The sequence below is a fragment of the Nocardioides renjunii genome, from assembly GCF_034661175.1.
GTDB classification, from domain to species: domain Bacteria; phylum Actinomycetota; class Actinomycetes; order Propionibacteriales; family Nocardioidaceae; genus Nocardioides; species Nocardioides renjunii.
This window is the reverse complement of record NZ_CP141058.1, coordinates 2982507-2995378: the sequence shown is the minus strand read 5'-3', so window position 1 is coordinate 2995378 and position 12872 is coordinate 2982507. Positions and strand designations below refer to the sequence as shown.

At 73.9% G+C, this 12872-nt stretch carries 15 protein-coding genes; 9 read left to right on the top strand and 6 right to left on the bottom strand.

Going from position 1 to position 12872, the window contains the following annotated elements:
- Positions 1–98: 98 nt before the first annotated feature.
- Complete coding sequence (locus SHK17_RS14320; RefSeq protein ID WP_322919671.1) at positions 99–689, bottom strand: TetR/AcrR family transcriptional regulator; 591 nt, start codon at positions 687–689, stop codon at positions 99–101.
- 72 nt (positions 690–761) lie between these two features.
- On the opposite strand from SHK17_RS14320, the gene SHK17_RS14315 reads away from it, so the two are divergent.
- Genes SHK17_RS14315 through SHK17_RS14305 form a run of 3 tightly spaced genes read left to right on the top strand, consistent with a single transcriptional unit; the run spans position 762 to position 3177 of the window.
- Positions 762–1319, top strand: coding sequence for an NAD(P)H-dependent oxidoreductase (locus SHK17_RS14315; RefSeq protein ID WP_172264807.1), 558 nt, complete (start codon positions 762–764; stop codon positions 1317–1319).
- 54 nt (positions 1320–1373) lie between these two features.
- Positions 1374–2780, top strand: a complete 1407-nt coding sequence (locus SHK17_RS14310) for an amidase (protein WP_322919669.1) — start codon at positions 1374–1376, stop codon at positions 2778–2780.
- A 10-nt stretch (positions 2781–2790) separates the two neighbouring features.
- Positions 2791–3177, top strand: a complete 387-nt coding sequence (locus tag SHK17_RS14305) for a VOC family protein (protein WP_322919667.1) — start codon at positions 2791–2793, stop codon at positions 3175–3177.
- A gap of 8 nt (positions 3178–3185) precedes the next feature.
- Here SHK17_RS14305 and SHK17_RS14300 read toward each other — a convergent pair whose 3' ends face one another.
- The 3 genes from SHK17_RS14300 to SHK17_RS14290 are packed head-to-tail and all read right to left on the bottom strand — an operon-like array spanning position 3186 to position 5153.
- Positions 3186–3818: an energy-coupling factor transporter transmembrane component T family protein gene (locus tag SHK17_RS14300; protein ID WP_322425606.1), complete on the bottom strand. Its 633-nt coding sequence runs from the start codon at positions 3816–3818 to the stop codon at positions 3186–3188.
- A gap of 7 nt (positions 3819–3825) precedes the next feature.
- Positions 3826–4524 carry an energy-coupling factor ABC transporter ATP-binding protein gene (locus SHK17_RS14295; RefSeq protein WP_322425605.1) on the bottom strand — a complete coding sequence of 233 codons (699 nt, stop codon included), beginning with the start codon at positions 4522–4524 and terminating at the stop codon, positions 3826–3828.
- An 8-nt stretch (positions 4525–4532) separates the two neighbouring features.
- Positions 4533–5153, bottom strand: a complete 621-nt coding sequence (locus SHK17_RS14290) for a biotin transporter BioY (protein WP_322919666.1) — start codon at positions 5151–5153, stop codon at positions 4533–4535.
- A gap of 155 nt (positions 5154–5308) precedes the next feature.
- On the opposite strand from SHK17_RS14290, the gene SHK17_RS14285 reads away from it, so the two are divergent.
- Positions 5309–5866 (top strand): TetR family transcriptional regulator, encoded by a 558-nt coding sequence (locus SHK17_RS14285; protein ID WP_322919665.1) that lies wholly within the window; start codon positions 5309–5311, stop codon positions 5864–5866.
- Between the two features lie 8 nt (positions 5867–5874).
- Here the strand turns inward: SHK17_RS14285 and SHK17_RS14280 are convergent, their stop codons facing one another.
- Positions 5875–6483, bottom strand: a complete 609-nt coding sequence (locus SHK17_RS14280) for a pentapeptide repeat-containing protein (protein WP_322919664.1) — start codon at positions 6481–6483, stop codon at positions 5875–5877.
- Between the two features lie 53 nt (positions 6484–6536).
- Between SHK17_RS14280 and SHK17_RS14275 the strand changes: the two genes are divergently transcribed.
- Positions 6537–7178, top strand: coding sequence for a sulfotransferase family protein (locus SHK17_RS14275; protein WP_172264793.1), 642 nt, complete (start codon positions 6537–6539; stop codon positions 7176–7178).
- Here SHK17_RS14275 and SHK17_RS14270 read toward each other — a convergent pair.
- Complete coding sequence (locus SHK17_RS14270) at positions 7166–8053, bottom strand: 3-methyladenine DNA glycosylase (protein WP_322919662.1); 888 nt, start codon at positions 8051–8053, stop codon at positions 7166–7168. The genes SHK17_RS14275 and SHK17_RS14270 overlap by 13 nt on opposite strands.
- 46 nt (positions 8054–8099) lie before the next feature.
- On the opposite strand from SHK17_RS14270, the gene SHK17_RS14265 reads away from it, so the two are divergent.
- The 4 genes from SHK17_RS14265 (at position 8100) to SHK17_RS14250 (ending at position 12861) form a co-directional block, all read left to right on the top strand.
- The gene (locus SHK17_RS14265; protein ID WP_322919661.1) at positions 8100–9482 is read left to right on the top strand and encodes a pyridoxal phosphate-dependent decarboxylase family protein; all 1383 of its coding nucleotides are present in this window, start codon (positions 8100–8102) and stop codon (positions 9480–9482) included.
- A 61-nt stretch (positions 9483–9543) separates the two neighbouring features.
- Positions 9544–10371: a fumarylacetoacetate hydrolase family protein gene (locus SHK17_RS14260; RefSeq protein ID WP_322425599.1), complete on the top strand. Its 828-nt coding sequence runs from the start codon at positions 9544–9546 to the stop codon at positions 10369–10371.
- Between the two features lie 8 nt (positions 10372–10379).
- Positions 10380–11846 (top strand): glutamate--tRNA ligase, encoded by a 1467-nt coding sequence (gltX, locus tag SHK17_RS14255; RefSeq protein WP_322919659.1) that lies wholly within the window; start codon positions 10380–10382, stop codon positions 11844–11846.
- Positions 11847–11850: 4 nt separating this feature from the next.
- On the top strand, positions 11851–12861 hold the full coding sequence (locus tag SHK17_RS14250; RefSeq protein WP_322919658.1) for a CPBP family intramembrane glutamic endopeptidase: 1011 nt from the start codon (positions 11851–11853) through the stop codon (positions 12859–12861).
- The last annotated feature ends 11 nt before the right edge of the window (positions 12862–12872 follow it).

Genomic DNA, 12872 nt, shown 5'->3' with positions numbered 1-12872 from the left:
GTGCTTCGAGGTCGAGATCTCTACCTGTAAGGCCGGTGGTCCCCGGATATCCGGGGACTCCAGAGGTCACCGGAGCCGCACAGCAGCAACCCCCCACCTCAGCGCCCCACCACCCGCCGCACCAGGTCGTCCCAGCCCGCCTCGACCCGCTCGAGCGGCAGTCGCTCGCGGGTGACCTGCTGCTCCAGCACCACCATCTCGAGCGGGGCGAGGAGCGCCGTGGCCAGCATCAGCAGGTCGCCCGTGACGCCGAGCTCGCCGAGCAGGTAGCGCACGTGCATGTTGGCGAACGACAGCGCCGCGGCGGAGCGGGTCCCGGGCCGGCCGGCGGCCGCGATGAGGTCGGAGTGCGTCAGGTTGGTGCGCAGCCGGGAGTGGCCGAAGGCCAGCAGCCGCTCGTACGGCGGCGCGCCGGGGCCCAGCGGCGGGGGGCCGGAGATGGCGCTCGCCTGCCAGGCGGTCTCGGACTCGTTGAGCACCGCGGCCATCAGGCCCTCGCGGCTCTCGAAGCGACGGAAGAGCGTGCCCTTGCCGACGCCGGCCTCCGAGGCGACCGTGTCCATGGTCACGCAGTCGACCCCCCGCGTCTCCACGAGGTGCAGCGCCGCTGCGAGGATCGCCTCGCGGTTGCGCGCCGCGTCGGCCCGTTCCGGCGCGGGCTCGTCGGCCAGCGGCAGGAGGTGGGGCACCCCTCCAGCCTAGGGGTGGAAAAAGTCGGGACGCACGGGAATAGAAGCGGACCGCGGTCCGTTTAACCCGGCATGACCACTGACAAGCAGACCCGCGTCGCCGTCCTCCTCGGCTCGAGCCGCACCGGCTCGCTCAACCGCCGCATCGCCGAGCACCTCCGCGACCACGCCCCCGCCGGTGTCGTCGTGGACGTCGTCCAGGGCCTCGACGCCGTCCCGTTCTACAACGAGGAGATCGACGGCGAGACCGCTCCCGAGAGCGCGACCGCGCTGCGCGAGTCCGTCGCGGCCGCCGACCGCGTCCTCGCCGTGACGCCCGAGTACAACGGCACGATGCCGGCCGTCCTCAACAACGCCATCGACTGGCTCTCGCGCCCCTACGGCCAGGGCGCCATCGTCGGCAAGCCGTTCGCCGCCATCGGCGCCACCCCCACGCCCTACGGCGGCAAGTGGTCGCACGAGCACGCCCGCCACTCCGCCCGCATCGCCGGCGCCCTGGTCGTCGACCACATCGTCGTCGACGAGCCCGCGGTCGACGGTGACCCGCTGGCCGACGAGGCCGCCGTGCGCCGCTTCCTCGACGCCCTCGACGCCCTCGTCGCGCACGAGGCCGAGGCCGCCGTCGCCTGACCCGGCGACCCCGGCGACCCCGCCGGCACCGCGGACGTCGGTACGGTCGGCGGTGTGCTCCACGACCTGACCGCGCTCGAGCAGGGCGACGCCGTACGCCGCGGTGACGTGTCGCCGCTCGAGCTGGTCGAGCACTACGCCGACCGTGCCGATCGCGTGGGCACGTTCGTCACGACCACCCACCAGCAGGCGCGCGACCACGCGCGCCGGCTGACCGACGCGGGTCGGCCCGACGGGGCCGGCCCGCTGTGGGGTGTCCCGACAGGCATCAAGGACCTCCACCCCGCCGCTGGCGTACGGACGACGTTCGGCTCGGCGGCGTACGACGACTTCGTCCCCGACGAGTCCGACGAGCTCGTGCTCTCGGTGGAGCGGGCCGGCATGCCGAGCCTCGGCAAGACGAGCACGCCCGAGTTCGGATCGCCCTGCTACACCGAGCCGGACGTCGCGCCGCCGGCGGTGACGCCCTGGGACACCACCCGCACGGCCGGCGGCTCCTCCGGCGGGGCTGCGGCAGCCGTCGCCGCCGGCCTGCTGCCCGTGGCGCCCGGCTCCGACGGCGGCGGCTCGATCCGGATCCCCGCCTCCTGCTGCGGCCTCGTGGGACTCAAGCCGTCGCGCGGCCGGGTCAGCGGTGCCCCGCGCTACGGCGACCCGGTGGGGCTCGCCACGCCCGGCACGCTGGCCCGCACCGTCCGCGACGCGGCGGCCCTGCTCGACGTGCTCGCCGGCCGTCGGGTCGGCGACCCCTCCTGGGCGCCGCCGCCGTCGGCCCCGTTCCTCGCCGCGTGCGACCGGGAGCCCGGCCGGCTCCGCGTCGCCCGCTTCGCGACCCCGGTGATCGCGGACGTCGACGTGCACCCATCCAGCCTCGCCGCCTGGGACGACGCCTCGCGGCTGCTGGAGTCGCTCGGGCACGACGTCAAGGACGTCGCCGGCCCCATCCCGCCCGAGGCGGTCGCCGACTTCGAGACCTGCTGGGCGGTGCTCACCGCGCTGTCCGCCGCGCCGCCGGGCCGGGAGGACCGCCTGCGGCCCCTGACCCGGTGGCTCGCCGGGCGCGGTCACGCGGTCAGCGGCCCCGAGTTCGGACTGGCGATCGGGCGCCTGCGCCAGCACGCGGCGGTCGCGCTCGCCGCGCTGGCGCCGTACGACGTCGTGCTCACGCCCACGCTCGCCCGTCCGCCGGTGGTCGTCGGGGAGCTGCGCGACGACGCCGACCCGGCCCGCGACTTCGACCGGCAGAAGGCGTTCACGCCCTGGACCAGCGCCTGGAACGTGACCGGGATGCCGGCGGTGTCGCTGCCGCTGCACTGGACCGACGAGGGCCTGCCGGTCGGCGTGATGCTCGCCGCGCGCCCGGCCGAGGAGGAGCTGCTGCTGTCCGTGGCCGCCCAGGTCGAGGCGGCACAGGCCGACAGCGGGGCGGCGTGGGTGGACAGGCGTCCCCCCGGCTGGTGAGGTGGGCGGCATGGGTGAGCTGACGCCGTACCTCTGCGTCACGGACGCCCGCCGCGCCATCGACTGGTACGTCGACGTGCTCGGTGCCGCGGTCGTCCTCGAGCCCATCGTGATGGACGACGGCCGCGTGGGCCACGTCGAGCTCGCCGTGGGCGGCGGGCGCTGGATGATGTCCGACGAGTTCGGCTCGGCCGGCGTCGCCGCGCCCGACCCGACGCGGGGGGCCGCCGTGTCGCTGCACCTCGAGGTGGCCGACGTCGACGCCGTCTGCGCCCGCGTCACGGGGGGAGGCGTCACGCTCGACCGGGGCCCGGAGGACGATCCGACGGCCGGTCGCCTGGCGGTGTTCCGCGACCCGTTCGGGCACCGCTGGTTCGTCACCCAGTCCGTCGGCTGAGCGGGACGTCAGTCGGACGGACCCGCGCCATCGTCGTCCCCGATCCCACGCGCGTGGAGCGCGTCGCCGGACTCGTGGGCGCGGGCGACGACGCGGATGACGAACGGGGACAGGTGGGCCCGCGGGCTGCGGTCCAGCCCCCGGGCCCGCGCGGCGTCGCGGGTCTCGCGGGCGACCGCGATGGTGCCGGGCAGCGCCCCGACCGTCAGGGCCACCGTGAGCGCGACCCGCTCGGGATCGAGCCCCACCACCTTCAGCGGCCGGGCCCACCGGGACAGGGCGTCGACCATCTCGTTGACCTGCGTCGTGGCGGTCAGCGACAGCGCCGCGAGGCCCAGGCTGAGCAGGTCGAGGAAGGTCTCCGCGGCCTTCTCCGCGCCGTACCACCACCACTGGAACAGGCTCGCGACGACCGCGATGAGGAGCACGCCGCGCGCCGCGCGCCACACCGAGCGCAGGGGCACCCGCGCGACGGCGGCCAGCAGCAGCGTCACCAGCAGGAAGACGGCGGCCAGGCGCACGTCGCGGACCACCACGATGGCCAGGCTGAGGACGGCCAGGCCGAGCACCTTGGCCCCGACGGGCAGCCGGTGCAGGACGGTGTCGCCGGGCTGGTGCAGCCCGGCCATCAGGTCGCTCACCGGGCGGTCACGCGTCGGCCATGGCCGTGTAGCGGGCGATGGCCTCGCCCGGCGGGCCGTCGGCGACCACGTGCGCCGCGTCGACGACGACGACCCGGTCGCAGCGTGCGGCCAGGCCGAGGTCGTGGGTGACGAGCACGAGCTGCTGCTCGAGGCCCAGGAGGATGTCGCCGACACGTCGGGTGTTGGCGCGGTCGAGCAGCGTCGTCGGCTCGTCGGCCACCACGACGATCGGCTCGAGGGCGAGCACACCGGCGAGGGCCAGCAGCTGCCGCTGACCGCCCGAGAGCGAGTGCACCGAGTCGTGCGCGTGGCCGAGGAGGCCGTTGTCGGCGAGCACCGCGAGCGCCTGCTCGCGGCGCGCGCCGGCCGACCGCACCCGGCGGCGGAGCGAGAGCTCGACGTCCTCCACGCAGGTGGGCATGACCAGCTGCGCCGCCGGGTCGGTGAAGCAGAACCCGACCATGCGCCGCACGGCCGCGCCGTCGCGCACGACGTCACGGCCGTCCACCGTCACCCGGCCGGAGGTGGGACGGACCAGCCCGTTGAGCAGCCGCGCCAGCGTCGACTTCCCCGAGCCGTTGGCCCCGACCACGGCGATGCGACGCTCGGTGAGGGTCAGCGTCGTGGGCGCCAGCACCTCCCGCTCGCCGCGTCCCGGCAGCGGGACGCGGACCGAGGCGGCGTCGAGCCGGATCGTGGGCAAGGAGCGCGTCAGCCGCGGTGGAGCAGCTGGGGGAAGGCGCGGTGCACCTCGGCGGCGATCATCGCCACGACCGAGGTCTTCACCACGTCGCCGAGCCAGAAGGGCATGTCCCACACCGCCGCCTGGGCGAACGACACGTCGAAGTGCAGCATCATCCCGAGGATGCCGAGCGGGTGGATGACCAGCACGCTGGCGGTGATCGAGCAGGCGAAGACGACGATCGCCCGGGTGCGCCGCTCGCGGGCGACGTGCTGGACGAGGAAGCCGCCCAGCGCCGCCGCGAGCGGGAAGGCGAGGAGGTAGCCCCCGCTGGGCCCGGCGACGACGCCGATGCCCGAGGAGTGCTCGGCGAAGACCGGCAGGCCGACGGCGCCCAGGGCGAGGTAGAGCGCCACCGCGGCGAACCCGCGGACCGGCCCGAGGATGCACCCGGCGAGCATGACGGTCAGCGTCTGCAGGGTGATCGGCACGCCCGCGCTGCCCACCGGGATGGCCCCGACGTAGGCGCTGGCGCACACGAGCGCGGCGAAGGCGGCGACGAGCGCCACGTCGCGGGTCGGCGAGGACCCGGGACGTACGCCGTCGTGGCCGGGGCCGGTGACGGTCTCGGGCCGGGTGGTGGCAGTCATGGGGGTCCTTGGTGGTTCCGCGGAGGCGACCTGAACGGTGTTCAGGTTAGGCTGGCGCCGACACCCCGTCAACGCGGGACCGGACGCGGGACCAAACGTGGGACCGGACGCTGGACCAGACACACAGCCGGACGCACGGCAGGCCGGGAGGACGTGTGGCCCACCATCGCAGCGACGTCCTCGCGCACGCCGTCGCGCTGCTCGACGCCCACGGCCTCGCCGCGCTGACCATGCGCCGGCTCGGTGCCGAGCTGGGCGTGCAGCCGAGCGCGATCTACCACCACTTCCCGAGCAAGCAGGCCCTGCTGGCCGCCGTCGCCGACGAGATCCTGGCGCGCGGTGCCCGCCCGCGGACGGCGGCGGCCTGGCCCGACCGGCTCCGCGAGGTCTGCTCCGAGCTGCGCCACGCGATGCTCGGCTGCACCGACGGCGCCGACGTGGTCGCCACGGTGTGGGCCTTCGGGCTCGGCGCGGCGGCACCGGTCGTCGAGCTGGAGAAGGTGCTGGCGGACGCCGACGTGCCGGCCGAGCTCGTGCCGGTCGCCTCGCGGGCGCTGGTGCACTACGTCTTCGGGCACGCGTTCGAGGAGCAGACCGCGCGCCAGGCCGTCGGCCTCGGCGCGGTCGACCGGTCGCTGGAGTCGCTGCCGGACTTCGACCTCGGGCTCGACCTGGTCGTCGACGGGCTGCGCGCGCGGCTCGCCGGGTCCTGACCGCGCCCTCAGGCCGAGGCGTCGACCACGGCGCCGTGCAGCTCGGCGAGCAGGACGGCCCCGGCGAGGTCGAGCTGCGTCCGGGTGAGCACGGCCTCCGACAGGTCGACGCCGTCCAGGCTCGCGCCGCGCAGGTCGGTGCGGTCGAGGACGGCCTCGCGGAGCACGGCGCGGTCGAGGCGCGCCCGGGCGAGCGTGGCGAGGGTCAGGTCGCACAGGGAGAGGTCCGCCTCGCGGAGGTCGACGCCGGAGAGGTCGAGCCGCGACAGGTTGGTGCCGCGGATCGTCACCCCGAGCCAGGAGCCGCCGGTCACCGTCAGCGGTCGCAGCACGCACTCGCTGAAGGTGCTGCCGACGAGCTTGCAGCCGTCGAGGGTCGCGTCGAAGAACGACGTGCGCCGGAAGTCGCAGCCCACGAACGCCGTCGCCGTGTGCGTCGAGGCGTTGAGGCGACCGCCGTGGAAGGTGCACCGCTCGAAGACCGCCCCCGACGTGCTCGCCTCGGAGAGGTCGACGTCGGTGAAGGTGCACTCCACGAAGCGGGCCGCGCCGAGGTCGTCGCCGTACCAGTCCTCGCTCCGGAAGTGCTGGCCGGAGGCTCCCTGGTGCTCGGTCACGGCAGTCACCGTATCCGTGGGCCACGGGACGGCCGACGGATAGGGTCGGGGCCGTGATCGCGTCCCACCAGCACCGCTTCATCTTCCTCAAGACCCGCAAGACGGCGGGGACGAGCGTGGAGATCGCGTTGTCCAAGGTGTGCGGGCCCGACGACATCATCACCGAGATCAGCCCCGAGGACGAGGCGCTCCGCGAGGCGGCCGGCGGCCGGCCGCCGCAGAACTTCGACTCCCCGCCCCTGCCGCGCAAGGCCTACAACCACATGGGCGCGAAGGCCACCCGCGACCTGGTGGGCGCGCAGGTGTTCGACGACTACTACACCTTCGCGATCGAGCGGAACCCGTGGGACGCGGTGGTCTCGCTCTACTTCTGGAAGTACAAGGACCGCGACGAGCTGCCCGACTTCGAGACCTACGTCCAGGAGATCTGGATCGAGCAGCTGGCCAACAACCGCCGGCTCTACCGCATCCGCGGCTCGATGGTCCTCGACCGGGTGCTGCGCTACGAGAACCTCGACGCCGAGCTGCGCGAGGTGTGGGCGCACCTCGGCCTGCCGGGGGAGCCTGACCTGCCGCGTGCCAAGGGCAACGCCCGGCCGGCCGGCCACTACCGCGAGCTCTACACCCCCGCCTCGAAGGAGCGCGTCGCGACGGTCTTCGCCGACACGATCGAGGCCTTCGGCTACGAGTTCTGAGCGACGGCCCGCTCGCCCGCGACGGCCAGCAGCCGCTCGCACGCGTCGACGAGCCTCGCCCGCAGCGGGGCCCCGCGCTCGGCGAACCCGCGCTGCGCCTCGACGTACGCCGCCTTGCCCGACGTCGTCTCGATCCGCACCGGCTCGAAGCCGAGGTCGGTGAGGTCGTACGGCGCCGCCCGCATGTCGAGGACGCGGATGTCGCGAGCGAGCTCGAAGCAGTCGGCCACCAGGTCGCTCGGGACCATCGGCGTCAGCCGGAAGGCGTGCTTGTAGAGGTCCATCCCGGCGTGCAGGCAGCCGGGCTGCTCGAAGGCGGGCCGGTCGTCGCGGCCCGGCTGGAGCGTGTTGAGCGGGCGGGCGGTCGGGGTGAAGAAGCGGAACGCGTCGAAGTGCGAGCAGGCGATCCGGTGCGACTCGACCACCGCGTCCGTGCCGTCCTGGCCGAGCCGCAGCGGCCAGTCGTGCCGCGTGCCACCGTCGACGTCGCCCGCGCGGTGGACCATCGCCCACTCGTGCAGGCCGAAGCAGCCGAGCTGGGCGGGGCGGGCGGCCGTGGCGGTCAGCAGGCGGTGCAGCTGCTCGACCAGCGGCCGCTGCGAGACGACGTACGCGTCGCTGACGGTCACCGGCTCCTCGGCGGCGTAGCCCTTGAGCCCGGCGTACGCCCCGGCGTCCTCGAGCGCGACACCGTGGCCCGGGTGCCAGCGCCTCAGCTGCGCGGGGCGCTGCGAGTAGTAGGTGAAGAGGAAGTCGTGCACCGGGTGCCTGACCTGGTCGGCGCGGCGGGCGAGGTGCGGCTCGAGGAACTCGTCGACGCGCGCGGCATGCGCGTCGGCGAGCGGACGCCACTCGGCGGGGGACAGCACCTTCACTGATATGAGGCTAGTGCGTCGGGCCCCACGGGCGGACACTGACCGGATGGACATCGAGCGCAGCGCCGGACTGGAGCGGGCCCACGCGCACGCACTCACGTGGCTGGAGTCGCTGGCCGACCGGCCGGTCCCGCCGCGGCTCGGTGTGGAGGAGATGGCCGCACGCCTCGACCCGGTGCTCAACGAGGGACCGCTCGACGTGGCCGAGGTCGTCGACGAGCTGGCCGCGACGTGCGAGCCCGGACTGACGGCGATGCCGGGAGGTCGCTTCTTCGGGTTCGTCATCGGCGGCTCGCACCCCGCCGCGCTGGCGGCCGACTGGCTGGTGAGCGCGTGGGACCAGAACGCCGGCCTGCGCACGATCACCCCGGCGCACTCCGCGATCGAGGAGCTGACGGAGTCGTGGGTCGTCGACCTGCTCGGCCTCCCCGCCGGCAGCGCGGTCGGCTTCGTGACGGGCGGGACGATGGCCAACTTCACCTGCCTGGCCGCCGGCCGCGACGAGGTGCTGCGCCGGGCCGGCTGGGACGTCGCCGAGCGCGGCCTCGTCGGCTCGCCCGGCGTCCGCGTGCTGGTGGGCGCCGAACGCCACGACACCATCGACCTCGCGCTGCGCTACCTCGGCCTGGGCGCGCCCGAGCCCGTGGCGGCCGACGACCAGGGCCGCATCGAGCCCGCCGCGCTCGCCGCCGCCCTCGAGGCGGGTGACGGCCGTCCGACGATCGTGTGCCTGCAGGCGGGCAACGTCCACTCCGGCGCCTTCGACCCCTTCGACGAGACCATCGCGGCGGCGCACGACGCCGGGGCGTGGGTGCACGTCGACGGCGCGTTCGGTCTCTTCGCCGCCGCCTCGCCGCGCAGGCGGCACCTCGTCGCGGGCGTCGAGCAGGCCGACTCCTGGGCCACCGACGCGCACAAGACCCTCAACGTGCCCTACGACTGCGGCCTGGCGATCGTGCGTGACCGGCCGGCCCTGCGTGCCGCCATGGGCATGCACGGCGACTACCTCATCCACGACGCGGCGGGGGAGCCGCTCGACAAGGTGCCCGAGATCAGCCGCCGCGGCCGGGCGGTCCCGGTCTGGGCGGTGCTCCGCGCGCTGGGTCGCCAGGGGGTCGCCGACCTCGTGGACGCCTACTGCGAGCACGCGTCGGCGTTCGCGGAGGGGATCGCCGCCATCGACGACGCGACGGTGCTCAACGACGTCGTCTTCACCCAGGTGTGCGTGGCCTTCGGCGACGACGACCGCACCCGGGCCGCCGTCGCGGCGATGCTCGCCGACGGCACGGCCTGGACGACCGGCTCCCGGTGGCACGGGCGGGCCGTGCTGCGCGTGAGCGTCAGCAACTGGTCGACGACGCTGGACGACGTCGCCACCACGCTCGACGCCCTGCGCCGGGCGGCGGGTGACCAGGCGGCCGCGCACTGAGCCGTGACCGGCGGCCGTCCCGGCGTCGTCGCCGTGGCGGGCGGTTGGATAGCCTCGGTGCATGCGCATCTGCAGGTTCAGCACCGGCGAGGAGCCCCGCTTCGGTGTCGTGACCGGTGAGGTCGACGACTACGGCCAGCCCGCCGAGGACTCGGTCGTCGTGGCCCTCGCCGGCGACCCGCTCTACGTCGGCATCAAGGTCGTCGAGGAGGAGCACCGGCTCGGCGACGTACGCCTGCTCGCGCCGATCATCCCGCGCAGCAAGGTGGTGGGCATCGGGCGCAACTACGCCGCCCACGCCGCGGAGCTCGGCCACGACCTGCCGGCGGAGCCGCTGATGTTCCTCAAGCCCAACACCACGGTGGTCGGGCCCGGTGACCCGATCTTCTACCCGCCGCAGACCAGCGACCTGCACTACGAGGGCGAGCTCGCGGTCGTGATCGGCCGCATCTGCCGCGACGTCCCCGCCGAGCAGGCCACCGACGTGATCTTCGGCTACACCGTCGCCAACGACGTCACCGCGCGCGACCTGCAGCGGTCCGACGTGCAGTTCACCCGGGCCAAGGGCTTCGACTCCTTCTGCCCGATCGGTCCGTGGATCGAGACCGACCTCGACCCGCAGGCCTTCATCGACGGCCGCCAGGTGCAGACCCACCTCAACGGCGACCTCGTCCAGGACGGCTCGACGGCCGACATGATCTTCGACGTGCCGACCCTGGTCGCCCACGTCTCGTCGGTGATGACGCTGCTGCCCGGCGACGTCATCCTCACCGGCACCCCCGAGGGCGTCGGCCCGATGGAGGTCGGCGACGAGGTCGAGATCTCCGTCGCCGGCATCGGCGCCCTGACCAACCCCGTCGCCCGCCGCAGTTCCGACCAGAGAAGTTGAGCACCCCGATGACGTCCCACGTCCGCGTCCGATTCTGTCCCTCGCCCACCGGCTCGCCGCACGTCGGCCTGGTGCGCACGGCCCTGTTCAACTGGGCCTTCGCGCGCCGCCACGGCGGCACGATCGTCTTCCGCATGGAGGACACCGACCGCGAGCGCAGCACGCAGGAGTCCTACGACGCGATCCTGGAGCTGTGGCGCTGGTTGGGCCTCGACTGGGACGAGGGGATCGAGGTCGGCGGACCGCACGGGCCCTACCGGCAGAGCGAGCGTGGCGACGTCTACCGCGACGTGCTGGCCCGGCTGCACGAGTCGTCCTACACCTACGACTGCTTCTGCACGCCCGCCGAGGTCGACGCCCGGCGCAAGGCGGCGGGGTCGAAGATGCAGGGCTACGACGGCTTCTGCCGCGACCTGTCCGCCGAGCAGCGGGCGGCGTTCGAGGCGGAGGGCCGCTCGCCGGTCGTCCGGTTCCGGATGCCCGATGGCTCGATCGCCTGGGACGACCTGGTGCGCGGAGAGATCTCCTTCGAGACCGAGAACGTCCCCGACTTCGCGCTCTCGCGCGCCAACGGCGACCCGCTCTACACGCTGGTCAACCCGGTCGACGACGCGCTGATGCAGATCACCCACGTCCTCCGCGGCGAGGACCTGCTCTCCAGCACGCCGCGCCAGCTGGCGCTCTTCGAGGCGCTCGTCGCGCTCGGCATCGCGCAGGACGTGCCGGCCTACGGCCACCTGCCCTACGTGATGGGGCAGGGCAACAAGAAGCTGTCCAAGCGCGACCCCGAGGCGCACGCGCTGGCCTACCGCGACCAGGGCTTCCTGCCCGAGGGGCTGCTCAACTACCTCGCCCTGCTCGGCTGGGCGATCGCCGCGGACCGCGACATCTTCACGGTCGCGGAGATGGTCGAGACGTTCGACATCAAGGACGTCAACCCCAACCCCGCCCGCTTCGACCTCAAGAAGGCCGAGGCCATCAACGCCTCCCACATGCGGCTGCTGTCGGTCGAGGACATCACCCACCGGGCCCTGCCGTTCCTCAAGGAGGCGGGGGTCGTCAGCGACCCTGTGTCGGACGCCGACGCGCAGCTGCTCGAGCTCGCCATGCCGCTCGTCGCCGGGCGGATCAACAAGCTCACCGAGGCGGCCCCGATGCTGGGCTTCCTCTTCGTCGACGAGGCTGACTTCACGCGCGACCCCGACGACGTCGCCAAACTGCTCGACGAGACGGGCCGCGGCGTGGTCCAGGCGTCGTACGACGCCCTCGAGGGGCTGCGCGAGTGGTCGACGGCCGCCATCGAGGAGGCGCTGCGCGTGGCGCTGATCGAGGGCATGGAGCTCAAGCCCCGCGTCGCGTTCGGCCCGGTCCGCGTCGCCGTCACCGGGCGCCGGGTGAGCCCGCCGCTCTTCGAGTCCATGGAGCTGCTGGGTCGCGTGCGGAGCCTGGCGCGGCTCCGGTCCGCGCTGGCCTGAGGCCATGCCCGCTCCGCTGGCGCCCGACTTCCGGCCGCACTACCACCAGCTGCACCGCGTCGGGCGTCCCGGTGTCTGGCGCTCGCTCGTCGGCGCCGTCCTGCTCCTGCTCACGGTCTTCGGGCTCGTCCCGCTCGTCGCCGGCCTGGTCGCGTTCGCGCTCCTGCTGGCCACGGGCAGCACGAGCGACGAGGCGGCGGCCGTCCTCGACGTGACGGCGGAGGCGACCCCGGCGGGCCTGGCCCTGCTCAACGTGGTGATCGCGGCCGCCATCCCCGCGACGTTCGCGGTGACGTGGTGGCTGCACCGGCTCAAGCCGCGCTGGGTGTCCTCGGTGGCACCGCGCATCCGCTGGCGCTACCTGTTCGTGTGCGTGGGCCTCTCGGTCGTGGCCCTGGTGGCGTCCCTCCTCGTCGCCCTGCTGCTGCCGGTCGCGCCGGGCGAGGCGCCGATCGGCGAGGTCAACGACTTCACCGCCCGCACGCGCGACTTCCTCATCGTGATCCTGCTCCTGACGCCGCTGCAGGCGGCCGGCGAGGAGTACCTCTTCCGCGGCTACCTCACCCAGGCGTTCGGCTCGCTGGTGTGGGCTCGGCGCGCCTCGCAGGCGCTGGCCGTGCTGGGTCCGGCCCTCATCTTCGCGCTCTTCCACGGGCTGTCCCAGGACTGGCCGGTCTTCTTCGACCGGTTCGCCTTCGGGGTCGTCGCCGGCATCCTCGTCATCCGCACGGGCGGGCTCGAGGCGCCCATCGCGATGCACGTCCTCAACAACTTCCTGGCGTTCGGCCTGGCGCTCGCCTTCGGTGACCTCACCACCGCCCTCAACGCGACCGGCGGCAGCAGCTGGTGGATGATCCTGTCGACCCTCACCCAGTCGCTCGTCTACCTCGCGCTGGCGAGCTGGGTGGCCCGGGCGATGGGGCTGGTCGAGGTCGGCCCGCCGGTCGGAGGAGCACTACCGCCGCCCTCTCCGCCGGACCACCCCGAGTTGGTCGGTCAGCCTCCTCGCGTGTAACGTTCGGGGTC

Coding starts and splice junctions, on each gene's coding strand:
- SHK17_RS14315 (WP_172264807.1), top strand. CDS start 762: ATGACCACTGACAAGCAGACCCGCGTCGCCGTCCTCCTCGGCTCGAGC.
- SHK17_RS14305 (WP_322919667.1), top strand. CDS start 2,791: ATGGGTGAGCTGACGCCGTACCTCTGCGTCACGGACGCCCGCCGCGCC.
- gltX (WP_322919659.1), top strand. CDS start 10,380: ATGACGTCCCACGTCCGCGTCCGATTCTGTCCCTCGCCCACCGGCTCG.
- SHK17_RS14250 (WP_322919658.1), top strand. CDS start 11,851: ATGCCCGCTCCGCTGGCGCCCGACTTCCGGCCGCACTACCACCAGCTG.
- SHK17_RS14260 (WP_322425599.1), top strand. CDS start 9,544: ATGCGCATCTGCAGGTTCAGCACCGGCGAGGAGCCCCGCTTCGGTGTC.
- SHK17_RS14265 (WP_322919661.1), top strand. CDS start 8,100: ATGGACATCGAGCGCAGCGCCGGACTGGAGCGGGCCCACGCGCACGCA.
- SHK17_RS14290 (WP_322919666.1), bottom strand. CDS start 5,153: ATGACTGCCACCACCCGGCCCGAGACCGTCACCGGCCCCGGCCACGAC.